Annotated in this window: 26 protein-coding genes; 2 read left to right on the top strand and 24 right to left on the bottom strand. The window is 64.2% G+C overall.

Translation table 11 applies throughout. From position 1 onward, the window contains the following. Nucleotides 1–236 precede the first annotated feature (236 nt). Nucleotides 237–842, top strand: a complete 606-nt coding sequence (locus tag ACWICV_RS13015) for a class I SAM-dependent methyltransferase (RefSeq protein ID WP_105658161.1) — start codon at nt 237–239, stop codon at nt 840–842. 69 nt (nt 843–911) lie between these two features. Here ACWICV_RS13015 and dapF read toward each other — a convergent pair whose 3' ends face one another. From dapF to miaB, 3 genes are read right to left on the bottom strand one after another with little or no spacing between them, the layout of a single operon-like run. Next, nucleotides 912–1,847, bottom strand: coding sequence for a diaminopimelate epimerase (gene dapF / locus ACWICV_RS13010; RefSeq protein ID WP_400290486.1), 936 nt, complete (start codon nt 1,845–1,847; stop codon nt 912–914). Between the two features lie 32 nt (nt 1,848–1,879). Continuing rightward, nucleotides 1,880–2,782: a tRNA (adenosine(37)-N6)-dimethylallyltransferase MiaA gene (miaA, locus tag ACWICV_RS13005; RefSeq protein ID WP_400290483.1), complete on the bottom strand. Its 903-nt coding sequence runs from the start codon at nt 2,780–2,782 to the stop codon at nt 1,880–1,882. Between the two features lie 4 nt (nt 2,783–2,786). Then, nucleotides 2,787–4,316 carry a tRNA (N6-isopentenyl adenosine(37)-C2)-methylthiotransferase MiaB gene (miaB, locus tag ACWICV_RS13000; RefSeq protein WP_400290480.1) on the bottom strand — a complete coding sequence of 510 codons (1,530 nt, stop codon included), beginning with the start codon at nt 4,314–4,316 and terminating at the stop codon, nt 2,787–2,789. Nucleotides 4,317–4,475: 159 nt separating this feature from the next. On the opposite strand from miaB, the gene ACWICV_RS12995 reads away from it, so the two are divergent. Next, nucleotides 4,476–4,799 (top strand): hypothetical protein, encoded by a 324-nt coding sequence (locus tag ACWICV_RS12995; RefSeq protein WP_146112308.1) that lies wholly within the window; start codon nt 4,476–4,478, stop codon nt 4,797–4,799. Here the strand turns inward: ACWICV_RS12995 and ACWICV_RS12990 are convergent. The 21 genes from ACWICV_RS12990 to ACWICV_RS12890 all read right to left on the bottom strand — a co-directional run bounded on the left by ACWICV_RS12990 (nt 4,793) and on the right by ACWICV_RS12890 (nt 25,155). Then, nucleotides 4,793–5,581, bottom strand: a complete 789-nt coding sequence (locus ACWICV_RS12990) for a regulatory protein RecX (protein ID WP_400290478.1) — start codon at nt 5,579–5,581, stop codon at nt 4,793–4,795. The genes ACWICV_RS12995 and ACWICV_RS12990 overlap by 7 nt on opposite strands. A 98-nt stretch (nt 5,582–5,679) precedes the next feature. Then, entirely contained in the window at nt 5,680–6,732 is a 1,053-nt protein-coding gene (gene recA / locus ACWICV_RS12985; RefSeq protein WP_105658167.1) for a recombinase RecA, read from the bottom strand. Between the two features lie 241 nt (nt 6,733–6,973). Then, a complete protein-coding gene (locus ACWICV_RS12980; RefSeq protein WP_105658168.1) occupies nt 6,974–7,198 on the bottom strand; it encodes a DUF3046 domain-containing protein in 225 nt (74 codons plus the stop codon). Nucleotides 7,199–7,309: 111 nt separating this feature from the next. Further along, nucleotides 7,310–7,723, bottom strand: coding sequence for a helix-turn-helix domain-containing protein (locus ACWICV_RS12975; RefSeq protein ID WP_400290474.1), 414 nt, complete (start codon nt 7,721–7,723; stop codon nt 7,310–7,312). A gap of 196 nt (nt 7,724–7,919) precedes the next feature. Next, nucleotides 7,920–8,402 (bottom strand): CinA family protein, encoded by a 483-nt coding sequence (locus tag ACWICV_RS12970; RefSeq protein ID WP_400290473.1) that lies wholly within the window; start codon nt 8,400–8,402, stop codon nt 7,920–7,922. A 10-nt stretch (nt 8,403–8,412) separates the two neighbouring features. Further along, a complete protein-coding gene (pgsA, locus tag ACWICV_RS12965; protein ID WP_332487900.1) occupies nt 8,413–9,015 on the bottom strand; it encodes a CDP-diacylglycerol--glycerol-3-phosphate 3-phosphatidyltransferase in 603 nt (200 codons plus the stop codon). A gap of 5 nt (nt 9,016–9,020) precedes the next feature. Continuing rightward, nucleotides 9,021–12,011, bottom strand: a complete 2,991-nt coding sequence (locus ACWICV_RS12960; protein WP_454091128.1) for a DNA translocase FtsK 4TM domain-containing protein — start codon at nt 12,009–12,011, stop codon at nt 9,021–9,023. Nucleotides 12,012–12,108: 97 nt separating this feature from the next. Beyond that, nucleotides 12,109–12,360, bottom strand: coding sequence for a hypothetical protein (locus tag ACWICV_RS12955; RefSeq protein WP_454091127.1), 252 nt, complete (start codon nt 12,358–12,360; stop codon nt 12,109–12,111). 136 nt (nt 12,361–12,496) lie between these two features. Beyond that, entirely contained in the window at nt 12,497–12,958 is a 462-nt protein-coding gene (locus ACWICV_RS12950) for a hypothetical protein (RefSeq protein WP_454091126.1), read from the bottom strand. Nucleotides 12,959–13,052: 94 nt separating this feature from the next. Further along, complete coding sequence (gene mtr, locus ACWICV_RS12945; protein WP_454091125.1) at nt 13,053–14,456, bottom strand: mycothione reductase; 1,404 nt, start codon at nt 14,454–14,456, stop codon at nt 13,053–13,055. A gap of 78 nt (nt 14,457–14,534) precedes the next feature. Continuing rightward, nucleotides 14,535–15,332, bottom strand: coding sequence for an ABC transporter ATP-binding protein (locus ACWICV_RS12940; protein ID WP_400290461.1), 798 nt, complete (start codon nt 15,330–15,332; stop codon nt 14,535–14,537). Nucleotides 15,333–15,362: 30 nt separating this feature from the next. After that, nucleotides 15,363–16,448, bottom strand: a complete 1,086-nt coding sequence (locus ACWICV_RS12935; protein ID WP_454091124.1) for a FecCD family ABC transporter permease — start codon at nt 16,446–16,448, stop codon at nt 15,363–15,365. A 17-nt stretch (nt 16,449–16,465) separates the two neighbouring features. Further along, complete coding sequence (locus ACWICV_RS12930; RefSeq protein ID WP_454091123.1) at nt 16,466–17,719, bottom strand: MFS transporter; 1,254 nt, start codon at nt 17,717–17,719, stop codon at nt 16,466–16,468. Next, nucleotides 17,716–19,011: an opine metallophore biosynthesis dehydrogenase gene (locus ACWICV_RS12925; protein ID WP_454091122.1), complete on the bottom strand. Its 1,296-nt coding sequence runs from the start codon at nt 19,009–19,011 to the stop codon at nt 17,716–17,718. Before ACWICV_RS12925 ends, ACWICV_RS12930 begins: the two co-directional genes overlap by 4 nt. Before the next feature lie 3 nt (nt 19,012–19,014). Beyond that, the gene (locus ACWICV_RS12920; protein WP_454091121.1) at nt 19,015–19,848 is read right to left on the bottom strand and encodes a class I SAM-dependent methyltransferase; all 834 of its coding nucleotides are present in this window, start codon (nt 19,846–19,848) and stop codon (nt 19,015–19,017) included. Further along, nucleotides 19,841–20,755, bottom strand: coding sequence for a hypothetical protein (locus tag ACWICV_RS12915; RefSeq protein WP_454091120.1), 915 nt, complete (start codon nt 20,753–20,755; stop codon nt 19,841–19,843). Before ACWICV_RS12915 ends, ACWICV_RS12920 begins: the two co-directional genes overlap by 8 nt. Further along, nucleotides 20,755–21,774, bottom strand: coding sequence for an ABC transporter substrate-binding protein (locus ACWICV_RS12910; protein WP_332594695.1), 1,020 nt, complete (start codon nt 21,772–21,774; stop codon nt 20,755–20,757). Before ACWICV_RS12910 ends, ACWICV_RS12915 begins: the two co-directional genes overlap by 1 nt. Nucleotides 21,775–22,011: 237 nt before the next feature. Then, nucleotides 22,012–22,914, bottom strand: a complete 903-nt coding sequence (locus ACWICV_RS12905) for an ABC transporter substrate-binding protein (protein WP_454091119.1) — start codon at nt 22,912–22,914, stop codon at nt 22,012–22,014. Then, nucleotides 22,911–23,648, bottom strand: a complete 738-nt coding sequence (locus ACWICV_RS12900) for an ABC transporter permease (protein ID WP_454091118.1) — start codon at nt 23,646–23,648, stop codon at nt 22,911–22,913. The genes ACWICV_RS12905 and ACWICV_RS12900 overlap by 4 nt, the downstream gene beginning before the upstream one ends. Continuing rightward, entirely contained in the window at nt 23,645–24,331 is a 687-nt protein-coding gene (locus ACWICV_RS12895; protein WP_332731422.1) for an ABC transporter permease, read from the bottom strand. Before ACWICV_RS12895 ends, ACWICV_RS12900 begins: the two co-directional genes overlap by 4 nt. Next, complete coding sequence (locus ACWICV_RS12890) at nt 24,328–25,155, bottom strand: ABC transporter ATP-binding protein (protein ID WP_400290445.1); 828 nt, start codon at nt 25,153–25,155, stop codon at nt 24,328–24,330. Before ACWICV_RS12890 ends, ACWICV_RS12895 begins: the two co-directional genes overlap by 4 nt. Between the last annotated feature and the right edge of the window lie 218 nt (nt 25,156–25,373).

Raw genomic sequence — 25,373 nt, 5'->3', positions numbered from 1 at the left:
GAAGAACTGCCAAGAAGGGGAAATGACTTTGCTGTCTGCTGATTCATGCAGGTGGGCGCGCAAGAAGTGCACGGCCAGCTCGTGGAATCGCGGGTAACCAAGAGGATTACGTATTAGACGAAAATGAAAGTCATAGGGAAAACTCTATCAGTGATATCGTGTCGTGCCTATATCGCTTTGCTCACGTTGGCGACCCCGTTCTTTGGGGTAACCGTACTGGGCGATAAACTTTGCCTATGACCTCGGATCACTACTTCACCGCCAGCCCGGCCTCGGCAGACGAACGTCGCACCATCGAAGTCGAGCTCAATGGCTCGCTGCGCAAAGTGCAGACGGCCTCCGGCATTTTCTCCCCTGCCGGGCTGGATAAGGGCACAGCGGTATTACTGCAGTACGTGCCGGCCCCTCGCGGACGCATCCTGGATATCGGGTGCGGCTGGGGGCCCATCACCTTGGCCGCTGCCGAGCAGTCCCCGCAGTCCGAGGTCTACGGCGTCGACGTCAATGAGCGTTCCATCGATCTGGCCCGCTTGAACGCCACTGCGTTGGGCTTGTCCAACGTTGTTGTCGGCACTCCTGAATCCGTGGATCCGAACTTGGAATTCGACACCATCTGGTCCAACCCGCCCATTCGCATCGGCAAGGATGCCCTGCATGAGCTGCTGATGCTGTGGTTGCCGCGTTTGGCGCCGGGCGGCGAGGCCTGGATGGTGGTGCAGAAGAACCTTGGCAGTGACTCGTTGCAGAAGTGGCTGGTTGAGCAGCTTCCCTCGGAGTGGAAGATCACCCGCGAAGCGACCGCCAAGGCCTTCCGCGTGCTGAAGGTAGCGCGCCCGGCCTAGAGGACCGAAGGCAAACCGCAGATCGGCTAGCCGAGCCAATCTGCGGTTCTGCGAAGAACCGGATCAGTTCTACTGCGCACCGAGGATCCCGCGTGCCACCAGATCCGCGGGGCCACTGAGGATCGTATCTTCTCGGCCGCTTGCATTGCCGCGGAATTCAACGCCGACCACGCCGCCTGGCACCGCAACAGCCCACTGGTTGATCAGCGCGGTGCTGCGCGCCCAGTACCGCACGGCAGCTGCAGCCGCGCAGGCACCGGTACCGCAAGAGAGGGTCTCTCCTACCCCGCGTTCATGGACGCGCATCTGGACCTGGGCAACTCCGTCTTCTTCAATCAGCGGTTCGGATGGAACCACGAATTCCACGTTGGTGCCGTGGGCAGGAACGGGAGATACCTCTGGTGCCTGGAACAGGTCCAATGCTTCGAGCATTCGGGCATCGGGCAACGCCACAACGGTGTGCGGATTGCCCATGGTGATACTCAAGGCAGGCAGGGCCTGTTCCCAGCCACGCGGCTTGACCATGGAGTCCACGGATTTTTCGGCCGCGTCCTGCTCGAAGATCAGGCCCCAAGGACCCAGGTTCACTGCGTAGCCATCGACCAGGCGGGTAATTTCCTTGACCCCTGCACGGCTGCCGATCTGGAAGCTTTGCCCCACCTGGAGGCTCACCAGCCCCTCGGCAATCAAGTAGTGCGCGAAGGCACGCACGCCATTGCCGCACATTTCGGCGATGGAACCGTCGTTGTTCCGGTAATCCATGAACCAGTAGGCCTTGGGGTTCTCCAGGAACTGCTCTTCGTATCCCGGAACCTTGGAGGTTGGCACGGCACGGATGAGCCCGTCGCCGCCAATGCCGAATCGGCGATGGCACAGGGCCGCTACCTGTTCGGGGGTGATGTCGAGCTTTGCTTCAGGGTCTGCAACCAGTACGAAGTCGTTGCCGGTAGCGTGGCCCTTGGCAAAATGTTGTCCAGCCAGCTGTCCTAGTTCGGTGCGGTACATCTATGCTCCTAGAGTTTTCCTGCGTATGTTGGCTAGCCAATGATCTTCAGCGTTTTTTCCAGCAGTCCCGGTTCGATCGGGTTCAGCCAGTTGACCCGCTGGTCTGCATTGAACCAGGTGATCTGCCGTCGCGCGAACTTGCGCGTGGCGATGATCGTCTGGTCAATGGCTTCGGCTCGGGTGATCTGCCCATCCAAGTAGTCAATGTACTGCTGGTACCCGATGGCACGCGAAGCGGTCTTGCCTTCGCGTAATCCTTGTTCAAGAAGTCCTGCGACTTCTTCGGCTAATCCCATGGCATCCATCTTGTGCACGCGGGCTTCCAGGGCTTCGTGCAATGCATGCCGGTCATAGTTCAAACCGATCTGGATTGCCGGTGCGGCATACTCGCGTTGCGGCATGAAGGAGCTGAAGGCCCGCCCGGAAATCTCGTAGACTTCAAGGGCCCGGATCGCGCGGCGCAAATCCAGGTTGCGCCCAGCGGACACCGGGTCCACCTCGGCCAATCGGCGGCGCAGGGGTACGTCGCCTTCGGCCTCGACCTCAGCCTCCAGCCGTTTCCTGACCCCGGGATCTGTCGGCGGGAAATCGATGACGTCAAGTGCTGCGCGCACATACAGTCCAGAGCCGCCGACCATCACCGGAATCTTGCCGCGGGCCCGGATTCGGGCGAAGTGGTCGCGGGCTTGGGCTTGGAAGGCCGCGACGGACGCTTCCTCGGTGATGGCCATGGTGTCGAGCAAATGATGCTCGATGCCGCCACGTTCATCCACCGGCAGCTTCGCGGTGCCGATATCCATGCCGCGGTAGAACTGCAGGGCATCTGAATTGACGATTTCCCCGCCCAGTTCCCGGGCCAGGGCAATAGCCAAATCTGACTTGCCGGTGCCGGTGGGGCCGACGATGGCGATGACCGGCAGGTTCGAATTGGTCATGTACTTAGCTACGCACTTTCAAGGTTGGCATGCCCAAGCTCGTGCGGCCGATGGAACCGTTCGCAGCTGGGGAAGGTACCCCGCAGCTTTCGGCTTGGGCACGGCCCCAGGCATCCCCGGCACGCGAACAGCGCAGGGAGTACTGGTCAGCGGTGGGATCGGAAATCAGGTGGAATGATGCCACTTCGGTAATAGGCAGGGTGACCAGATCGCCTGGGCGCGGGGCTTGGGCTCCGTCAGGCACAGAGAAGTGCACCAGGCGCTGGTCCTGCGAGCGTCCGGACAGGCGCCGGGTTTCCCCGGACTTGCGTCCGGACTGCTCGGTGGCCATCACTTCTACGGTACGGCCCAGCTGCTTCGCATTCTCTTCCTTGGCAATGCGGTCCTGGAGCGCGGTCAGGCGCTCGTAGCGTTCCTGGACCACCGCCTTGGGCAGCTGGTCTTCCAGGTCGGCTGCCGGTGTTCCCGGCCGCTTGGAATACTGGAAGGTGAATGCCGAGGAGAATCGCGACGCTTCAACCACGTCGAGGGTGGCTTGGAAGTCCTCTTCGGTTTCGCCCGGGAAGCCAACGATGATGTCGGTGGTGATTGCGGCATGCGGGATGCGTTCGCGAACCTTTTCCAGGATGCCCAGGAATTTCTTGGACCGGTAGGAGCGGCGCATTTCCTTGAGCACCCTGTCCGAGCCGGACTGCAGCGGCATATGCAGCTGCGGCATCACGTTCGGGGTCTCGGCCATGGCATCGATGACGTCATCGGTGAAGGCCGCTGGGTGCGGGCTGGTGAAGCGCACGCGTTCGAGTCCTTCTATTTCGCCGCAAGCGCGCAGCAACTTGCCGAAGGCCAAGCGGTCTCCGAATTCCACGCCGTAGGAATTCACGTTCTGGCCCAGCAGGGTCACTTCGATGGCCCCATCATCGACCAGGGCCTGGATTTCGGCGAGGATCTCGCCCGGGCGGCGATCGCGCTCCTTGCCGCGCAAGGATGGGACGATGCAGAAGGTGCAGGTATTGTTGCAACCCACGGAAATGGAGACCCAGCCTGCGTACACGGATTCGCGTCGAGTCGGCAAGGTGGATGGGAAGACATCCAGTGATTCCAGGATCTCCAGTTGCGCCTCCTGGTTGTGGCGCGAGCGGGCCAGCAGCGTAGGCAACGAACCGATATTGTGCGTGCCGAACACCACGTCTACCCATGGGGCTTTCTTGACGATGGTGTCCCGGTCCTTCTGGGCAAGGCACCCGCCGACGGCAATTTGCATATTGGGGCGTTCGGCCTTCAGGTTCTTCAGCAGGCCCAGATGCCCATAGAGCTTGTTGTCTGCGTTCTCACGCACTGCGCAGGTATTGAAGACGACGACGTCGGCTGCTTCTTCGGCCAGCTCTTCGGATTTGCGGCTTAGGCCCGCATCTTCCAGGAGACCGGAGAGCCGCTCGGAATCGTGCACGTTCATTTGGCAGCCGAAGGTACGTACTTCATAGGTACGGGGTAGTTCTCCACTGCCGATGTTGCTCAAGGTATGTTGCTCAGTCACTCTTCAAGATTACCGAAGATTGGGTACTGCTGAAATACAGGTGACCATAGGACGCGCTCCTGCGTGCTGTTCGCAGCGCGTGCCCGCTAATCGCCGAATTCACCGCTTCCCTCGGAAGGGTTAGGATTGAATTAGACTATCAACTAGCCAATTCGGCCTATGAGAGAGATTTCCGTGGAAAACCATTCACCCCGCCCACAACCGGAACCCGAGAAATCCCGCCCATTGCGCTTGTCACGCGGCATGAAGGTCTTCCATATCTGGATGGCCGGAATATCCGCACTTTTCCTTTTCGCCATCCCGATCGCCATCGGCCTCCTCCCGCCGATGGACCACGAGACCGATGACCTGCTGTTCAATATCGGTGTTGGCTCGGTGCTTGCCGGGATCGCCGCCTTGATCCTGTGGGCATACCAGGGCATCGACGATTGGCTTGGACGCCGCAGCAAAGCACCTGCCCAGGATCCGAAGCGCAATCAGTAGCGGCTACCGAAGCGCTCTTCCCATTCTTCGCGCGCGACCTTGAAGGCCAAGCCGCCGTTGTAGCCTTTACGCCCCAGCATCCCTACTAGTCGGCGTAATGCCCTATCCCGATCTGCGCCCATGGATTCCGGGCGAAGTTTCGCGCGAACCAGTTCACGGGCCCGCTGCTCCTCGGCCTCATCATCAATTTGCTCAAGCGCTTCAGCGGCCAGTTCATCGTCTACGCCCTTGGTGCGCAGCTCGCGCTTGATCGCCCCACGGGCCAAACCGCGCGAGCGCGCGCGGGCAACTACCCACGACTTCGCAAAGCGTTCATCATCAACGAGATTGATCTCGGCATACCGGTCGATGACTTCATCAGCGATATCCTCAGGGCATTGGTTGTCAAGAAGCTTGTCCTTGAGCTGTTTCGCGGTCTTGTCGCTGGCTGTGAGCTGGCGCAGCAAAATGCCACGCGCCTTTTCCCGCCAGTGGTCATCGCTGAGCTCTTCGGGCTCCCCCGCTTCGCGCGCCGCTTTTCTCGCTTCGCGTGCTTCGCGGCGTTCCTGCTTCGAGGGTTTGGCCGGTGCGGGCGCGGCAACAATCTGTTCCATCGCCGCACGCAGCTCTTCAACACTGCCCGGTTTCCTGGATTCCTCCGGGAAGCTGGCAATGGTGCGGGAGGTGCTGCCCGCTGGCATGGCTGGGGTTGCGGCGCGCCGGGCGGCGCGTTCCCGCCTAGCTGATTCCTCAGCCGCTTGTGCTTCCACTTCTTCCGGGCTGGGTTTTGCCCAGTCCGGCATGTCCTCGGGATCCCCCTGGAACTCTTTGGAAACGGACGTAGCGTCCGACCCGGAATTCTTTCCGGGTCGGACGCTACGTCGCTGGAAGCCTGGGGCCACTACTTATCGCCCTCGACGACTCGCAGTTCGGTCTCGTCTTCTTCAACTTCTTCCTGTGGCAGAACGCCGAGCTTCTGCAAGATCTGGCGCTCGAGTTCGTCGGCCAGATCCGGGTTGTCGCGCAGGAAGCGGCGGGCGTTTTCCTTGCCCTGGCCCAGCTGGTCCCCGTCGTAGGTGAACCAGGCACCGGACTTCTTGACCAGGTTGTGCTCGACACCCATGTCGATGAGCGAACCTTCGCGGGAGATGCCGTGGCCGTACAGGATGTCGAATTCAGCCTGCTTGAAAGGAGGCGCCATCTTGTTCTTGACGACCTTGCAGCGGGTGCGGTTGCCGACCGCATTGGTGCCCTCTTTCAGGGTCTCAATGCGGCGGATGTCGATGCGGACCGAAGCGTAGAACTTCAGCGCCTTGCCGCCAGTGGTGGTTTCCGGGCTGCCGAAGAAGACGCCAATCTTTTCACGCAGCTGGTTGATGAAGATTGCGGTAGTCTTCGAGGCCGAGAGGCGGCCGGTGATCTTGCGCAGAGCCTGGGACATCAAGCGGGCCTGCAGGCCGACATGGCTGTCACCCATTTCGCCTTCGATTTCGGCACGTGGAACCAGTGCTGCCACGGAGTCGATGACGATGATATCCAGCGCGCCGGAGCCCACGAGCATATCCATGATTTCCAGAGCCTGCTCGCCGGTATCCGGCTGGGAGACCAGCAGTGCGTCGGTGTCGACGCCCAGCTTCTTGGCGTATTCCGGATCAAGCGCGTGCTCAGCATCGATGAATGCCGCAACGCCGCCGGCTTTCTGCGCGCTGGCGACTGCATGCAGGGCAACCGTGGTTTTACCCGAGGACTCAGGGCCGTAGATTTCCACCACGCGGCCGCGTGGCAGGCCGCCAATGCCAAGGGCGACATCCAAGGCAACCGAACCGGTAGGAATTACTTCAATAGGTGCACGGGTTTCATCGCCCAGGCGCATGACCGAGCCCTTGCCGTAGGCCTTGTCGATTTGGCCCAGGACAGCCTCTAGCGCCTTTTCCCGATCATTTTTTGCTGCCATGGTTCACCTTTGCTCTTGCAAGCCTGCTACGTACTTGCTCATGAATTTTGTCCTGCAATAGACAGTATGCTTGCCCACCGACACTTTGGACTCCGATAGCCCTCAAGTGTGGACAGTCTCAGTGCTTAAGTTCTTGGTGCAGTTTCCTGCGTTGCTTCTAGGATAACCCTATCCGAACAGGTGTTCGAAATTCAACACGGCATGTTCGAAGATCCAGTGCCGGGACTTTCGAACGGAGTCGCTACGATTCCTTCGGCTCGATATCCACGCCAAGCCAGCGTTCGGCCGGAATGTCTTGCGCCTTGCACAGGGCTTCCCAAATCTGCTTGGGCTTGATGCCCTTGTCCAGCGCCTGCGCGGCGGTAAGGCTGCCAAGTTCGGTAAGGGCCATGGAATCGGCTAGCACGTGGGAGTACCGCGCGCCGAACTCGTTTTCCATGTTGCGCCAGAAATCGCTGATTTTCACCTAATTATTCTCCCACGCATAGGCAAGGAGCCCACGCATTTCGCGCAGGCTCCTTGCACGGCTGCCGGCAGTCTCGATTACTGAGTAGCGGTAGCCCTAAAAAAATTGGTTCTAGACCGAGGCCAATGGCTTGTTGCCACTCTTGGCCGCAAACTCGTCGGCCATATCCGTAGGGACGGTATCCGGGATAGCAATGCCCTCTGCCAGGGCAACGCGCTCGGATACTTCACGGAGCATCAGGGACAATGGGATTTCCAGCGCCACGCAGATCGAGGAGAGCAGCTCCGAAGAGGCCTCCTTCTGGCCACGCTCAACCTCGGACAGGTAGCCAAGGGAAACACGTGCGCTATGCGAAACCTCGCGAAGGGTACGTCCCTGGCGCTGACGGACGTCGCGCAGAACATCGCCGATTTCATGACGGAGTACTACCATTTTGTGCTCCTCCTTCTCGGGCTGGACCATATGGGCTTCTCCCATATCGCGCCAACGGACGACACCATTGACAGTTACGGGTTGCTTGACCATGAATTTAGCCTCTGCTCCTAGGTCCATCTCGAAGATCTAATCAAATACGGGGGCCATCCTTGCGGCCCTGCAATTCGTACAACGACAGGTCATACGATTTTGTTCCCGTACATTCACCCTAATCACTTAAATGCGACCTACGCCACATATGCCGTGATTTTTGCGTAACATCTCGGGAAGAAGAGTATTTCGCGTCTTACTGTGAAGAAGCTTTATCCAAGATGGCAGCGAACTGGTGAAGTGCCGCCAGGGTGCTCTGCTCGCGGATCTGTGCCCGGTCTCCCACGAAGTGGTGGACTTCGGATCCCGAGTCAGCGCCCATGGCCCACCCAATATACACGGTTCCCACCGCCTTGCCATCGTGCGGGTCCGGTCCAGCGACCCCGGTTGCAGAAATCGCCGCGTCTGCACCGCAGGCACGCTGCGCCCCCACGGCCATCTGCCGGGCAACCTCGGGATCCACCGATCCCTTGGAGGCAAGCAGCGACTCATCGACGCCCAGCAGCGATGACTTCACCGCCGAGGAATAGCTGACAACTCCCCCGCGCAGCACCGCCGAGGCGCCGGGCACCTCGGCCAGGCGCGCGGCAATCATGCCAGCGGTCAACGATTCGGCCGTAGCCAGCTGCACATCGCCTTCAATGGCCTTGGCGATCACCTCGGGTGCCTGGGGCTTCATGGTGCCGGCCCTACTTCTGCTTCTTGGCCGCGGCTGCCAGCTGGCCGGCCTTGACCAGGTATTCCAGTCCGGTGACCACGGTGACGGCCAGGGTCAGCAGCATCAGGTACCACGCCACGGTGCCCAGCCAGTCAATGGTGTGGGTGTAGGGCAGCAGGTACAGGCCGATCACGATGGCCTGCAACACGGTCTTGATCTTGCCGCCCATATTCGCGGCAATCACGCCGTAGCGGATGACCACCACGCGCAGCAAGGTGATGCCCCATTCGCGCACCAGGATCACGATGGTGACCCACCAAGGCAGCTCGGCCAGGATCGAGAAGCAAACCAGCGCCGAACCGGTGAGCAGCTTGTCGGCGATCGGGTCCGCGATCTTGCCGAAGTTGGTGACCAGCCCGCGGCTGCGCGCCAGGTCCCCGTCGAGCTTGTCGGTGTACATGGCCACCACGAAAAGTCCCAGCGCGACCCAGCGCCACAGGCCTTGCTCGTGGTTATCGGCCATCAGGGCCCAGACGAAGAAAGGCACCATGATGATGCGGATGGTAGTGAGCACGTTGGCGATATTCAGCGTCGGTACCGGTGGCTGGGCACTGCGGCCAGCTTGCTCGCTCATGGGTTTCAGTTTCTTCCTGTCAGGTCCCAGGCGTCTTCGCCAGGTTCGTCGGAGCCATCGAAGTAGTCGACGGCTTGCGGGCGATCTTCCAGATCCTTGGCAACCAGGTCCTCGGCATAGTCGGTGACCGGCTCGGCGTGGTTCACGTTGGCTTCGGCCACCAGCGCGGCCTCGGTGGCCGACGGGGTGCTGGTCGCCGGGTCATCGCCGCGCATCGCGGCCAGGACCATGGGCAGGTCATCGGGCTGGATCAGCACATCGCGGGCCTTGGAGCCCTCGGAAGGGCCGACAACGCCCCGCGATTCCATCAGGTCCATCAGGCGTCCGGCCTTGGCGAAGCCCACGCGCAGCTTGCGCTGCAGCATCGAGGTGGAGCCGAACTGGCTGGTGACCACGAGCTCGGTAGCCTGCAGCAGCAGATCCAGATCGTCTCCGATGTCCTCATCGATCTGCTTCTTCTTCTCGGCAGCCGGGATCACGTCTTCCCGGTACTCGGGCTTCAGCTGGCTCTTGACATGCTCGACCACGCGGTGGATTTCGGATTCGGTCACCCAGGCGCCCTGCACGCGCATCGGCTTGGAGGTGCCCATCGGCAGGAACAGGGCGTCGCCCTGGCCCAGCAGCTTCTCGGCCCCGGGCTGGTCCAGGACCACACGGGAGTCGGTGACCGAGGAGGTCGCGAAGGCCATGCGCGAGGGCACGTTGGCCTTGATCAAGCCGGTAACCACATCCACCGAGGGGCGCTGGGTGGCCAGCACCAAGTGGATGCCGGCGGCACGCGCCAGCTGGGTGATGCGCACGATGGACTCTTCGACATCGCGCGGGGCGACCATCATCAAGTCGGCGAGCTCATCGACGATCACCAGCAGGTACGGGTAGGGCTTGAGCACGCGCTTGGAACCCTCCGGAGGGTGCACCTTGCCGGCCTTGACCGCCTTGTTGAAGTCGTCGATGTGCTTGAAACCGAAGTTGGCCAGATCGTCGTAGCGGGTGTCCATTTCGCGGACCACCCAGCCCAGTGCCTCGGCGGCCTTCTTCGGGTTGGTGATGATCGGGGTGATCAGGTGCGGCACGCCTTCGTAGGCGGTCAGCTCCACGCGCTTGGGGTCGACCATGACCATGCGCACCTCGTCCGGGGTGGAGCGCATCAGGATCGAGGTGATCATCGAGTTCACGAACGAGGACTTGCCCGCGCCGGTGGCGCCTGCCACCAGCAGGTGCGGCATCTTGGCCAGGTTGGCCACGACGAAGCCGCCTTCCACGTCCTTGCCCACGCCCATCACCATCGGGTGCTCGGTCTTGCGGGCATTGGAGCTGCGCAGCACATCGCCCAGCGCCACGACTTCCTTGTCGGTGTTCGGGATCTCGATGCCGATGGCTGACTTGCCCGGAATCGGCGAGAGGATGCGCACATCCGAGGAAGCCACCGCATAGGAGATGTTCTTGGACAGCGCGGTGACCTTCTCCACCTTGGTGCCCGGAGCCAGCTCGATCTCGTAGCGGGTCACCGTGGGCCCGCGGGAGAACCCGGTGACCTTCGCGTCGACCTTGAACTGCTGCAGGGTGTTGGTCAGCGCATCGACCACCACCTGGTTGGCCTCGGAGGCTTCCTTGGCCGGCGGGCCGGCAGGAAGGTAGTGCTCCTCGGGCAGGGTGTAGGTGACATCCCCGGACAGCTGCAGCTGCTCGCTGCGCGCGGGGATCGGCGCCTGCGGGGATGCGGCGAGCCCGGCGGCGCGCGAGGAGACCTGGTCCATCGCGGAGGTGGTGGCCTCGGGCTCGGCCTTCAGCCCGATATTGGCCATGATCTCGGCCATCTCGGATTCGGCCTTGGTCGGGCGCTTGACCCCGGGCGGAGGACCGGAGGGCTTCGGGATGGCCACCGTGGCGGTGTCTTCCTGGGCCGGGGCGGCGGCGGACTCGAAGTCCGGGCGGGCGATGGCCTGGGTGGCGGCCTCGTCGGCGTCGAAGATCTTGCCGGAGTTGCGGTTGACGGCAGGCATCGCGCCGGTGGACTGCTCGGCAGGATCATCCTGGCCGATGACCGCCTTGTCGTAGGCGACATCGCCGGGGCGTTCAGCGTGCTCGCCGCCGTCCACGTCGTAGACCTCGGTGACCTTGCGGGCGGCCGCGGCCCGGCGTTCGAAGAAGCCGGGCTTCTTCTTCCTGGCAGCGGGGGCCGGAGCCTCGTCCTGCGGGTAGAGGTAGGACTGGTCATGGTCCTCGCCGGCTGGATCAAGTTCCACTGCGGCCGTGGGGCGGGCGGCACGGGGTGCGTCCGGGTCCTGGCCGAGCAGGCGGTTGTAGCCCGAACGCACGCGCGAAGGGATCTGCGTAAATGGCGTGGCGGTGACGATCAGGATGGACATGACCACCAGGAAGATGAACACGGCCATGGCGCCCGGGACCGAGATCAGCATGCCCAGCGGGGTGCCCAGGATGGAACCGGCCATGCCGCCGGCATTCCAGAGGGCTTGGAAATCGTCGGAGACCGCTGGCGAGCCGTTGGCCAGCGAGGCGATGGACGAGCCGGAGAGCGTCATGATCAGCAGGCCGATGCCGATGCGGTTGTTCGCGGTGACCGCCTCCGGGTAGCGGAAGAGCCGGAAGGCGCCGATGAACAAGATCACCGGCAGCAGCACGGCCATGAAGCCCAGGGTGCCGCCGGCGACCGCGTGCACGCCGGTACCGAACCAGCCCGCATCGCGCAGGCCCCACCATTCGATGATCGCGACGATCATCGAGATCAGCGCGAGGAACAGTCCGGTGCCGTCGCGGCGCAGCTCGTAGTCAGGCTTGACGGTTCCGCCGATGCGGCGGAATGCGCCGCCGAAGATCCGGGCAATGCCCATCCACACGCTGCGTATTGCGCGCAGCGGCAGGGCGAGTTCCGCATCCGGGTTCTCGGGCGTTTTCTTGGAGGACGAGGAGCCAGGCGCCTTGGGTTTGCGCGCCGCGGTCTTCTTCGTCCCCTGAGACTGGGTACGTGGGGCCATACTCCAAGGGTATCGCCCCCGGCTGGATGCGCCCCGAATTTACACGTCTGCACGGGGTGCGCCAGCAGCTAGATAATCGTCACGTGGCGCCCGGGAACTATTGCGAGTACTCGATCACCAAGGTGTAGCGGCCATTGCCTTCCAGGCAGGCGTGGCTGCCGACTTCGTACCCGGACGCCTTGAAGGCATCCACCGTGGCGGTTTCCATCATGGCGCAGGTAGCGGCGCTGGAGACCTCTTGGGTGTAGGTCGTGCCGCTGGCGTGGGCCCCCGGGATTCCGGCCAGCCCCACCGCCCCGGCCAGCATTCCTGCCGCCGCGCCTGCGCCGAGATGGCTCTTGAACTTCATTTCCACTCCTGGTCCGCTTTCGTGCCGGGCGCTTGGGCCAAGCGCCTGCTTCCCAAGGTGCCACAGCTCGGCCCTGCACTGCCAGCGGCGTCCAGCCAAGATCCAGCCAGCGCCTGGCTGCGCAGCCCGAATGGACTCAGCCGCGGGCCGCGCAGCGGTTGAGCCCGGCCCGGATGGCGAATCCCGAGGCGAAGCACACTGCCAGCAGCCCCAGGGCTGTGCCCAGGAACGGGGCCGGATCGATTTCGCCCCAGCCCAGCGCGGCCACTGCCGACGCCGGAAGCAGTGCAGCGATGCCCGCGCCGATCCCAGCAGCGGCCGATTGCCTGGCTGCTGAGACCGGATGGTTCCCCATGGCCTGGATTTCAATGGCCGCATACGCACCGCTGCAGCAGATCAGACCCACCACCACTCCTGCGAGCGCGCCGTAGGCCAAGGGCAGGCCGAGATCACCCAGGCCGTTGCCATAGCCGTCCCCGCGGATCGGCCAGAACATCCAGAGCACCGCCAGCGCACCGAGCACCATGCCCACCCCTGCAGCGATCGCGAACATGCTTCGGGTCATCGAGGCCACGGTCCTTGAAGTTTTCCCATTCATGGCTACAGCCTAGGACGACTAGGCAATATTTGCTACTGCCAGCGGGTTCAGCTGCCAGGTGGCCTCGGTTCGCTGCCGGGAGGCCGGGCCGCCGCTAGGAGAAGTCCAGGCCGAGCAGGGCGTTCTCGGTCACCTCGGGAAGTGCAGGGTGGATCCAGTACTGCTTGGCGGCCACCTCGCGCACATCCAGCCCGAAGGCCATCACCGTAATCATCTGCTGGATCAGCGTTGACGCCTGCGGTCCCATGTAGTGCGCGCCCAGCAGCTTGCCGGTTTCCCGATCAGCGATGAGCTTGGCGATACCGGTGCTGTCTTCCATGGCCCAGCCGTAGGCCACATCCCCGTACTTCTGCACCTTGGCGGTAATGTCATGGCCTGCCTCGCGGGCTTCGTCCTCGGTCATGCCGACGTAGGCGATCTGCGGGTGGGTGAAGACCGCCGCTGGCACGTGCTCATGGGGCATCTGCTTCATGTCCTGTGGGTTCAGCAAGTTATGGCGTACCGCGCGCATTTCCGCGTTGGCCACATGCTTGAGCAGGAAGGGCGAGGAAATATCGCCCAGCGCCCAGATGCCCTCGGCAGATGTCGAACGGCCGTACTCATCCACGCTGACCCGGCCGTCCTCGGAGTCGATGCCGGCACGGTCCAGATCCAGCTGGTCGCCGTTGGGGATGCGCCCCGTGGCCACAAGCAGCACCTCCGCACTGGCGGTGGAACCGTCATCCAGGGTCAGCTTCACCCCGTCGGGCTCTTGCACGGCGCTGACCATGCTCCTGCCCTGGCGCACGTCATAGCGTTCTGCGGCCATCTGGTTGAATGGACCGCGCAGATCGGCATCCAGCTGGCGCATGAGCTCGGAACGGGCCAGGATGGTGACCTTGGTGCCCAGTGCCTCGAAGACGTGGGCGAACTCCATGGCAATGTAGCCGCCACCGATGATCACGATGGACTTGGGCTGGCGGGCCAAGCGCATGATGTCCTCGTTGGTGTGGAAGGCTACGCCGGAATCGATGATTTCCTGCGGAATAAACGGGCGCGACCCGGCGGCCAGGACAATCTGGTCCGCGCTGATGGTCCTGGCTTCTGTTCCCTGCCCGGTACGCAGCGTGCGCTCGCCGACAAACCGCGCGTGCTGGTCGTAGACATCGATATTCGGCGTCTGCGCGCCACGGCGGTAGCCCTCGCCGCCCTGGGCAATGGGATCGATGCGCTTGCCGAAGACCCGGCTGACGATGCCTGGCCAGTCCACCGAATTGACCTGCGCCTCGATTCCCAGCCGTGCCGCTTGCCTGGTTTCCAGGGCCACGTCTGCGGCGTAGACATACATCTTGGTCGGGATGCAGCCGACGTTCAGGCAGGTACCGCCGAAAGCGCCCTTCTCGATGATGGCAATGGATTTTCCATCGAATTCTGGACCGGGGATGGAGTTGCCCGAACCGGTGCCGAGGATGATCAGATCGTAGTGCTTGTCAGCCTCGAATGCGGCGGAATTCGTCATGGCAGGGATACCTTTCACGGTCAATGCTGGGGCCCGGCAGGCAGGCGCTTGGCCAATGCTTGCCTACCGGGCAGGCTATCATCCGGGCACTGGAGTGCCACTATGTTGCACCTTGGGCTCATCGGCCAGGCTGAAGACCAGTTGCACGATGCCGTTGACCAGCACCTGCTCCGCGTGGACCCCGTAGACCTGCAGCAGAAGCCCAGGGTCCAGCACCTCTTGGGGCGTGCCCGCAGCGATGACCCCGCCGTTGGCCAGCATGACCAGCTTGCTGCAGTAGCGGGCGGCCAGATTCAAATCGTGCAGCACCACCACCGTGGTGGTTCCCAGTTCCCCGACCATGCGCAGCAGCTCATGCTGGTAGCGGATATCCAGGTGGTTGGTGGGTTCGTCCAGAAGCAGGTGCTCGGCCTGCTGGGCCAGTGTCCGGGCAACCAGCACGCGCTGCTTCTCGCCGCCGGACAGGGTCGAGTAGCGGCGGTCGGCCAAATGCCGGGCGCCGACCCGGGACAGTGCCGAAGCAACCGCCTGGTGGTCCTCGCGGGCAAAGGCGGCCAGCGCCTTGCGGTGCGCAACCCTGCCCAGGAGCACCATTTCGGCGACACTGACCGGCAGTTCGCTCGGCGTTTCCTGGGCCACGACGGCAATCCTGCGGGCCAGTTCGTTGCCGCGCAGTCCGCTGACCGGGCGCTCGTCCACGAGCACCAGCCCTGCCGTGGGCCGCAGCGCCGCATAGAGCGTGCGCAGCAGGGTGGACTTGCCGCTGCCGTTGGGGCCGATCAGCCCCACCACTTCCCCGGGGCCTGCCTGCAGCCCCGCCGATTCAATGACCAGCTTTCCGCCATAGCCCACCGAAATATCTGTAGCAGTAATCATGGTTCTTGCCTTCTTCCAGGTCCTTGGTTCCTATTGGGCCGCATTGAGCTTGCGAACCAGCGCGAACAGCAGCGGGGCGCCGAGCAATGCGGTAACGATTCCCAGCGGCAATTCCTGCGGTGCCATGGCCGTCCGGGCCAGCACATCGGCCCAGACCAGGAAGATCGCGCCGAGCAGGGCGGCTACCGGAATCAGGGTGCGGTGCGTGGCACCGACGCACAGCCGGGCTACGTGCGGAATCACCAGCCCGACGAATCCGATGCCGCCGGAGGACGCGACCAGCGCGCCCACGCACACCGCGGTCACCACCATGACGGCCGCACGCAGCTTCGCCGGAGATATTCCCAGCGCTTGCGCGGTGCCATCGCCGATGGCCAGCGCGTCCAGCGGCCGCGACCAATAGGCCAGCAGCGTGGCGGTCCCGAGCACCACGATCCAGGTGATCATTGCCGATTGCCCGGTCGCCTGCGCCAGTGAACCCAGCGTCCAGAAAAGCACCGAACGGCCCGCATTGGGATCATCCGAAGCGAAGATCAGCAGCGAGGTGAGCGCGTGCAGCACATAGCCCACGGACACCCCGGCCAGCACCAGCCGGGTGGACGTCATCTCCGAACCGACCCGCGCCAGCAGGTAGACGAAGATCCCGGCGGCCAGCGCCCCGGCAAAGGCGCTGGTGGCCAGCGAGGCCGTGCCGATGCCGGCCGTGGCGCCGAAGAGGATCGCGGCCGCCGAGAGCGTGGAGGCCCCGGAGGTCACGCCCAGCAGGTAGGGCTCGGCCAGGATGTTGCGGGTCAGCGCCTGCAGCGCCACCCCGGCCAGGGCCAGCCCGGCCCCGACGGCGGCACCCAGCAGCACCCGCGGCACGCGCAGCAGCAGGACGATGGACTGGTCCGAGGCGCTGAATGCACCAGGTGCGGGCATCCCGGAAAGGTGCGCCTTGAGGATCTGCAGCACGGTGCCCGGCTCGATGGACACCGGGCCGAGCCCTACGGCCACCGGCAAGGTGGCCACGAGTACGGCCAGCAGCCCGGCGATCCACAGCCAGGTGTTCCGGGCCCGCCGGTCATGGTCCAGGTCATCGCCGGCGCAGGCCAGCGGTTCCCGGGGTTCTCGCACGATAGGTTCCAACGGGGTCATGGCTGCCTTTCGGGGGTTTCGCCAATGGAATCGGTGCGCAGGCCCAGTGCGGCACCCAGCGCAGTCAGGGTCAATGCGCCAAGCACGGCAGCGGCGGCCAGGTAGCCGGCGGCGGCCAGCGCCGCTCCGGAGGCTGCTGTGCCCAGGAACAGGCCCAGGGACATGCCGGCCGCGTTCAGGCTCAGCGCGGTGCCGCGCACCTGCGTGCAACGGCTCACCAGCAGGCTCATCACGGCGGCCGCGACCACCGCGTGGCTAGCCGAAAGCAGCGCCGTGCCGGCCACCGCCAGCGGCAGCACCGGTGAGAGGTAGACGCCGAACAGCGCCACCAGCGAAATGCCCAGGCTGAAAACCATCACCGCACGGGTGCGCCGCTGCGAATCCCCGGCGTTGAGCACCCGCCCGGCCAGCAGGTGCCCCAGGAAGAAGGCTCCGCCGCTGACCGACCAGATGAACGCGAACCAGCTGGCGGTCAGCGCGAACTTCTCCGTGTACAGCGGGGCCAGGAAGGCCAGGTGCCCCATGAAGGCGCCGGCGCGGCCGAAGGAGACCAGAAGCAGCGCCCGTGCTCCGGGCACGCCGGCCAGGGTGCGGAAGGCAGCCAGATAGCCCAGCCGGGCTGGAGCCGGAGCCGGGTCTGCGGCGCAGTGCCCGGCACCGCGGCGGCCGTAGCGCAGCACCGCCGGGATCAGGGCGATGCTGATGGCGGCGATGGCGACCAGGTTTCCCTGCCAGCCCCAGAACATCGCCGGCAGCACCAGCAGCGGCGCGCCGATCGTGGAGGCCAGGGTCTGGGCCGTCATCACCAAGGTGGCTGCCCGGCCCGCGGCCGGGGTGGTGCCGAAGCGGTCCGCGGCCGCGGTGGACAGCGCCGGGTAGAGCAGCGCGTTGGACACCCCGGTGGCCAGGCAGAAAACTGCCAGTGCCGCCAGGCCCGAGAAGGTCCCCGCGATGGCGGCGGCGCCCATCAGCCCCAGCGCCGCGGCGGCCACGGTGCCCGGGGCGATGCGCCCGATCAGCGGGGCCAGCGCAACCCCGGCGAGCACCGCGCCGACGCCGGCCAGCCCGCGCAGGGTGCCGGTTTCGGCATAGCCGGCCCCGGCCCAGTCGGCGATGGGCACCAGGAAAGTGCTCAGCACCGTGAAGGGCAAAAGGCCCAGCGCCGAGGCCAGCAGCGCCGGCCAGATCTCGGCGATGATGCGCCGTTCGCTGGGCAGCTGCTGCGCTGTTTCGACTTCTGGATGGCTCATGCCGCACTCCCGATTCCGGCGCTGATCATGGCCAGGTCCTCGGCGAAATCCTGCACCGCGAAGGCCGGCGAGCAGCCCTGGCCCTCCCGGGCCGAGGCCGCTTGCACCAGGGCGTCTTCGTAGGCGGCGAGCAGCGCGTCGATCATCGGGCAGGCCACGGCCAGTTCCCGGGCCAGGCCGGCGATGATCCTGGTGCGGTAGTAGTCTTCCTTGGGCATCCGCGGCACATCCCACTGGCCCTGGTCATCGCGGAAGACCGGGCGGAAGGCGATGGCCGAGAAGTCGAAGTAGCGGCCCTGCGCGTCGGGCTGCGAGAAGGGGTCGATGAGCAGCGAGGCGTAGCGCACGTAGAGCAGGTACTCCTGCTCGATGGCCGGCAGCTGCTCGAAGCTGGCCGCTTTCCCCGGGTCGATGCTCTGGGGGTGCACCGGATACCCGTCATCGAGCATGAAGGCCAGCAGGTTGACCGGCTGGCCGCCCAGTGCGGCGGTGATGGCCGACAGTTCCCGCCAGGCCTCGGCCATGGAGTGGATCAGCGCCGGGGTGACCGGGCCTTCGGGATAGAGCTTGTAGACGTACTGGACGGGCGGGGCGGGAGCGAAGACCGCGCGCAGCGCCAGCTCGTTGAAGAACAGGGCCGGATGCACGTACAGCGACATGTTCCGCGCCTCGGCTTCAAACGGCGATCCCGCCAGCTGCACTTCGGTGCCGGCCGCGGCATGCACCGCTCGCAGCCGCTGCAGCGCGGGCGTGGCCCCGCCAGTGGAGCCGGCGTAGATGCGGGCCTTGGCGCCGGCGGTCAGCACCAGCGCTCCGCCGGTCCCCTCCACCTGCCGGGTGTCCCCCAGATAGCTGGAGAAGCTGATGATTTCCGGGTCGGCGCCGCTGCGGCGGGCGAATTCGCGCACCAGTGCCGCCGAGCCCAGCGTGGGCGAGAGCAGCACGATCCGCGCCAGCGATGCGAGCACCCCCGGCGGCAGTTCGCGCAGCACCGGCAGGTAGGCGTCGGCGGTGGCCGCCAGTACCAGGGTGTCCCAGCCGCCGCGCACCTGCTGGTAGCCGCGGTAGCGGTGCTCGATGCGCACCTGCCCGGCCAGTGCGGCATGGGAGGGGTTTTGCACCTGGACGCGGGCGGTGCCGGCGTTGGCCTCCAGCGCGTCGAAGAAGGCGGCGCAGCGCTGCGAGGCGCGCCCGGCAATGCCCAGTTCCCCGGGCAGCGCCCCGAGCAGCACGGCGCTTTGCACCGCAACCGGTCCGGTTCCGGCAATGAGGATATTTCCCAGTTCATCCATGGGCTAATTGCTTTCCGTTCTCGTGCGCGCCTTGGTGTACAGAGCGATGTCGAAGACCTGCCCGGGCTGGCGGATCGTTCCGTCCAGCTGCCACCGCCGGGGGTCCACTGGTTGCATCGGGTAGTTGAACAGCGACTTCAGCCCGTCGCCGAAGCGCATTGCGACCACCACGTCCTGCCGGGTGCGCGCGTGCAGCTGGTGCAGCAGCTCGTATTTCACGGCCACCGTGGAGCTGAAGACGATGTGCGTGGCCTGCGGCAGGAAGTCCAGCTGGTGGATTTGATCGCCCTGCAGGCCGATGTCCAGGCCCTGCCCCAGCTGCGCCACGACCCGGCGGCCCAGCTCCAGCGCTTCGGGATCGATGTCGATCCCCACGGCGCTGGCCCCGGTGCGCGAGGCCAGGTTCAGCAGGGTCATCGGGAAGGAACCCGAACCGACCAGCAGCACCTTGGAGCTGGAGTCCGGGGCGACGGCGCCGAATTCCCCGGCGATGCACGATTCGATGTTGGCGAAGTAGCCCTCGGCTCCGCTGCGGCCTTCGAGCAGGCGCAGCGCCCGGTACTTCTCGATGACTGCGACGCAGCGCGCCGATTCGGTGCGCAGCACCGCCACCATCGCCGTGCCCTGGTCGGTGGCGGCCATCTGGGCATAGCCCGGTTCATTGGCCGGGTCGGTGACCAGCTGCGCATAGCCGGCCAGCAGCTCTTCGAGCGCCGCCGCGTGCCGCGTCGATCCGTCATAGTCTCGGGCGGCTTCGGCGAACCGTCCGAGGTAGCCGTGCAGCACGCCGGCCAGGCCGGCGGCGGCGGCCTGGGTGGCCAGTGGTGTTTCAGTCATGGATATATGCAGTCCCTTCGGCCACGATGCTTACTTCGGTGCTGATCTGCAGCGCGGTGGCCTTGGCGCGGCTGCCATCGGCGTGCACCTGCACGGTGCCTCCGGGCTGTTTCACGCTGGCATTGACCGGAGCGCCGGCTTTCGCTGCCAGGAAGGCGCCCAGCGCGGCGCTTCCCGAGCCGCAGCTGCCCTCCCAGATGAGGCTGCCCAGTGCCGGGACGCTGACCAGCGGGGCCAGCTGCCCGCGGTCCGGATCGTAGAGCATGATGCCCACGACGGACACCGCTTCGCTGGCGCCCAGATCCAGGGCCAGCTGCTGCGCACGCCCGCGCAGCTGGGGATCCGAGCCGTCGCATTCGGCGACCAGATGCACCGCATCGGCGTAGCGCACCAGCCCGGCGCCGGCGACGCCCGGGAACGGGTACGGGTCGATGCGCAGCGGCCAGGGCATTTTCAGCTGGCAGCGGTAGACGGCACCGTCCGGCTCGACCCGGCAGCCCAGCAGCTGCGCGGCGCCGGAGGCTTCGATCAGCAGCTCAAGCGGGCCGCTGCGGGCGCGGCGCGCGGCCTGCAGCGCGGCCAGCGACAACGCGGCATTGGCGCAGAATTCGCCACCGGCCATGTGCAGCCGGGCCTGGGCCCGGGGCGAGCTGGGAGGCAGGATGAACCCGACTTGCTCGGCGTGCACATGTTCGGCGCGCAGCAGCCGGTCAGCGATGCTGCGGTAGTGCGCCGCCGGGTGCCGGCTGGTCACCAGCACGGTGGTATTCGATGCCGGACTGAGCTTGACGAATTCCATGGGGGTGGCGCCCCGGACCAGGCCGCGGTTGGGGCCGCGTCCGTGCCCCGGGCGGGCCACGGGGCGCGATGAGGCCGCTTGCCGGCGCAGCGCCGCTGGCTGGCTCATCAACGGGCCAGCCGGTCGGCGATCAGCTCGACCCCGTCCACTGCCAGCGGACCGGGCGAGGAATAGTAGTAGTTCAGCGGCACGATGGCGCTGTCCTGCTCGATGGCGGGCAATCCGGCCAATTCGGGGCGGTCGCGCAGCGCCTCGATGACCTGCTGGTCGGTTTCCAAGTTCGAGGAGCCTGTCGGCAGGTACATGGCGAAGACCTTGTCGGCGCCGCTGTTCACGAGTTCTTCGGTGGAGGGCTCGAAGTAGCGCTTGGGCACGTCGTTGAAGACGTTCTGAAGGCCAAGCAGTTCCATCTGCTCGGCAACCAGCGATTCATGGCCGTAGGATCCCAAGGTGCCTGCGGTGGGCACGTACAGCGGCATCCCGCGCTGCTGGCTTTCCTGCTTGACGCTGCGCGCGGCTTGCTCGACGCGTGCTCGCATCTGCTGCACGGAGTCTTCGGCCGCCTGCTCGGTGCCGAAGAGCTGGCCGTAGGACTGGACATCCTTGTAGATCTGGTCGAAGCCGCTGAGCCCGCCGGTGGATCGGTCCTCGAATCCGGCGCAATATCCGCTGACGGTCAGCATCTTCACTCCGGCGCTTTCCAGGCGTTCAGCCAACGAGTCGAGATCGATTCCAGCAGCGATATCGGTGCCGATCACCACGTCTGCTCCCGAGTCCAGGATCATTTCGTAGGAGACATCATGCGAGTCCTCGGTAATCCGCTCCGCGTTGCGCACTGCCGCCATGGTTTCTTCGTCGAAAGGCACCTGCCAGCTGCCTGCGTAGTGCGTAAGCTTGTCTCCCGCTCCAGCGGCGGCCAGCAGGGCCGGGGCTTCCGACCCGACTGCAAGAACGCTGTCCGGCGCCTTGTCGAAGACGACCTGCCTTCCGCAACTGTCCAGGGAAATGCTCTTGGCGCCGGTGCCCTGCGGTGCACCGCTGGCAGATCCGGCTGGCGCGCCGCATCCGGTGGCCAGGGCCAGGATGGCAACCGGCACGGCCAACTTCCAGGGATTGAGTTTTTTCATCTATCAGTGCTCCATTCATGGCGGGCAGGCCTCGGCCGCCGAGATCCGGCGAGCTCCTCTGCCAACAGAGCTAAACACTAATGAGAATCATTATCAATTGTCAAAACGAGCAAGCCACGGAAGACCCACTCAGCCAAGCCGCTGCCGTTTCCGGACAAGGAAAAGCAGCCGCACTGCCCGTCATTGCGTGGGCGGTGCGGCTGCTGTGAAGCTATATTCTCGTGCTGGGTTGCCGGGCTACAGCCCCTCGGACGTCAGCCATGCCGAAGCGATGTCGGCGGCAGACTTCTTGTCCACGGTGCTCTGCACGTTGAGGTCCACCAGAACCTGCGCTGTCAGTTTTTCGCTGACCGGATTCAGGACTTCTGCCAATTCCCCGGATTGATCAGCGGCCACCAATGGCACCACATTCGATGCCAGGAATAGCGACTTCGGGTCTTCAAGGACTACCAAGTCCTCCGTCTGGATCCGCGGATCCGCGGTAAAGACGTTGGCGACATTCACCGTGCCGGCGGCCAGGTCTTCAACGGTCGTGTCGCCAGTTGCCGAGAATTCGGCCTTGACGCCATATGCGCTCTCCAAGCCCTTGGGTCCATAGGGGCGTTGCGCCAATTCAGGCGGGCCGCCCACGGTCAAGGGTTCGGAAATGCCGGCCAAATCCTCGATGCTCGCAAGCTTATTGGCTTCAGCGAATTCCTTGGTCACCGTGTAGGAGTCCTGATCCGAAGCTGGCGCGGCTTCGAGCACGGCCAGCGAATCCGGCAAGGATTCCTTCAGCTCGCTGTACACCTCATCGGCGGAGCGTGCTTCGGTGTCTTCCTTGTAGAACTGCAGCAGGTTGCCGGTGTATTCAGGGAAGACATCAATGCTGCCGTGTTCCAGCTGGGGCATGTAGGCATCGCGCTGCCCGATGCTGAATTTCCGTTCCACTTCCATGCCGGCTCCCTCAAGCGCCTGGGCATAGATCTCAGCAACGATTTCATTGGAATAGTAGGCCTGCGAACCGACTGCGATCGCTTCCCCACCCTCCCGGGTGGCATCGCTTTCGGTGGCCAACGGATCCGCACCGGAGCATCCAGCGAGTGCGAGGCTTCCGGCCAGCACGAGAGCACTCGTGGACAATATCTTCTTGGTTCTCATGACATTTCCCTTTCGCGGGTGATTGAGTCATCGGTATCTTGGTAAGTTTTCTTCTTCTTCTTCGAGGGCACGCCCAGCCCGTGGGGTACAGCCGCTTTCTGCGCGATGGCAAATGCCAAATCCAGCACCAAGGCCAGCGCGGCAACCATCAAGGCGCCGCCCAGGACCATGTCGAAGCGCCGCAGGTTCAGACCGGTGATGATGGGCAGTCCCAGGCCGCCGAGATTTACGTAGGCGGCAACAGTAACGGTGGCGACTACTTGAAGAACGGCGGAGCGGATCCCGCCTACGAGCAGCGCAAGTCCCAGTGGGATCTCGACTTTGACGAGGATCTGCCATTCGGTCATCCCCATGGCCCGGGCAGCATCGATGGTCTTGCGGTCAATTGCTTCGAAGCCGGTATAGGCTCCGGCCAGCAGTGATGGAATTGCCAGCACGACGAAGGTCAGCATGGCCGCTTCTGGCTTGTGCAGAACTCCCAGAAGCAGCACCAGCAGAATCAGCAGTCCGAAGGATGGCACCGCACGCGCAACGCCGGCCAGCCCGACGGCCAATTCCCTTCCTCGCCCCGTATGCCCAATGGCCCATCCCGCAGGGATGGCAATCGCGCTAGCAATCAGCACAGCAACCACCGTGAACAGCAAGTGCTGCCCCAGCAAGCTAGCCAGTCCCCCATCGCCCTGCCACTGCTCGGGAGCGAAGATCCACGCCAGCGCATCGGAAATCAGATTCATGAGGACACCTTCTGCGTGGACGGCTGCGCTGCAGTTCGTTTTTGCCTGGTGCTCGTTGCAGCCCAAGGCATCAGCCAACGGCCGGCCAGGAGCAACAACAGGTCAACGAGCAACGCGATCGCTGCCACCGCGATGATCCCCGCCAGGACTTCTTCAATGATGCGACGCTGCAGACCGTTGGTGAACAGGTAGCCCAAGTTGGTTACCCCGACCAGGATGCCGACGGTTGCCAGCGAGATGGTGCTGACCGCTGTCACTCGCAGACCAGCCAGAACTACGGGACCGGCCAAGGGAAGGTCGACAGCGAAGAAGCGGCGTGCCGATCCGTAGCCCATGGCAGTTGCGGCCGACCTGGTTGCCGGGTCCACCGAGTTCAGCCCATCGACCACGCTGCGCACCATGATCGCTATCGCGTAGATCGCCAAGGCGAGAATGAGATTGGCTTCGCTGATCGCGCTCATCCCGGTGAGTACGGGCAGGATCATCAGCAGAGCCAGCGAAGGGATCGTGTAGAGCAATCCGGTGATGCTCACGACCGGTCCGCGCACCAGTTTGTAGCGCCAGGCCACCCAACCCAGCGGAATCGACAGGATGAATCCGAGAATGATTGCTATCAGGGACTGGCGCAGGTGCTCCAGCGATAGCGAACCAATGAGTCCGAGATTTTCCAGGACCCAGTTCACTGGACTGACCCATCCTCGACGAGCTTGCCTTGAGTCCGGCCTTGCGCATCAACCAGGACGGTTCCGTGCTCGGTCTGCTTCAAGCTCAGCGCCCGTGCCCCACGCTGCGCGCCAATGAAGGAGGCGACAAAATCATTGGCCGGATTTTCAATGATCTCACTCGGGCTGCCGACCTGGAGCTTCTGTGCGCCCGCCGCCAGAATTACCACCTGGTCCCCCAGGAGGAAGGCTTCATCAATATCGTGGGTGACAAAAACAATGGTCTTATCGAGTTCTCTTTGGAGACGAATCAATTCTTCTTGCAGCTCGGCGCGAACGATAGGGTCCACGGCGCCGAAGGGCTCGTCCATGAGCAGGATGTTCGGATCGGCGGCCAGCCCGCGTGCCACGCCAACGCGTTGCTGCTGGCCTCCAGAGAGCTGATGCGGATACCTGTCGGCCATGGAGCCGGCAAGCCCAACCGTGCCCATCAGTTCCAAGGCACGCGCTCGTGATGCCTTGCTCGTTTCACCCATGAGCCGCGGCACGGTCGCAATGTTCTGTGCGACAGTGAAATGAGGCAGCAGGCCGGAGTTCTGCATCACGTAGCCGATGCTGCGGCGCAGGCCCACCGCCGGCTTGCTGGCGATGTCCTCGCCGTCGATACGCAGCGTACCGCTGCTCGGATCAACCATGCGGTTGATCATCCGCAGCAATGTTGTCTTGCCGCAGCCTGAGGAACCGACGAAGACTGTGGTGCGGTGTGCCGGAATTTGCAGGCTGAAATCCTTGACGGCAACGGTGCCATCCGGATAGTGCTTGGAAACGTTATCGAACTCAATCATGCACATTCCTCCACAGCGGCTTCGATCCAACCCATTGGGTGATGCCCGGGCATATTTCGTCTCCTTGAGCTGGCGTTGAGCCCAATTCTGCCTTAAAAGTGCTGTGACAGCACCAGATGTCCGGGAAATAGCCAGTTTCAGGCTGCGTGGTGGTTCCCGGTTTCCTTCGGGAACATCGGTAGAGTCAGTGAAAATCATCTTTACTGCATTGGGAGAAG

This window comes from Glutamicibacter sp. NPDC055354, from assembly GCF_053644955.1.
This window is presented reverse-complemented; position numbering and strand designations above follow the sequence as displayed.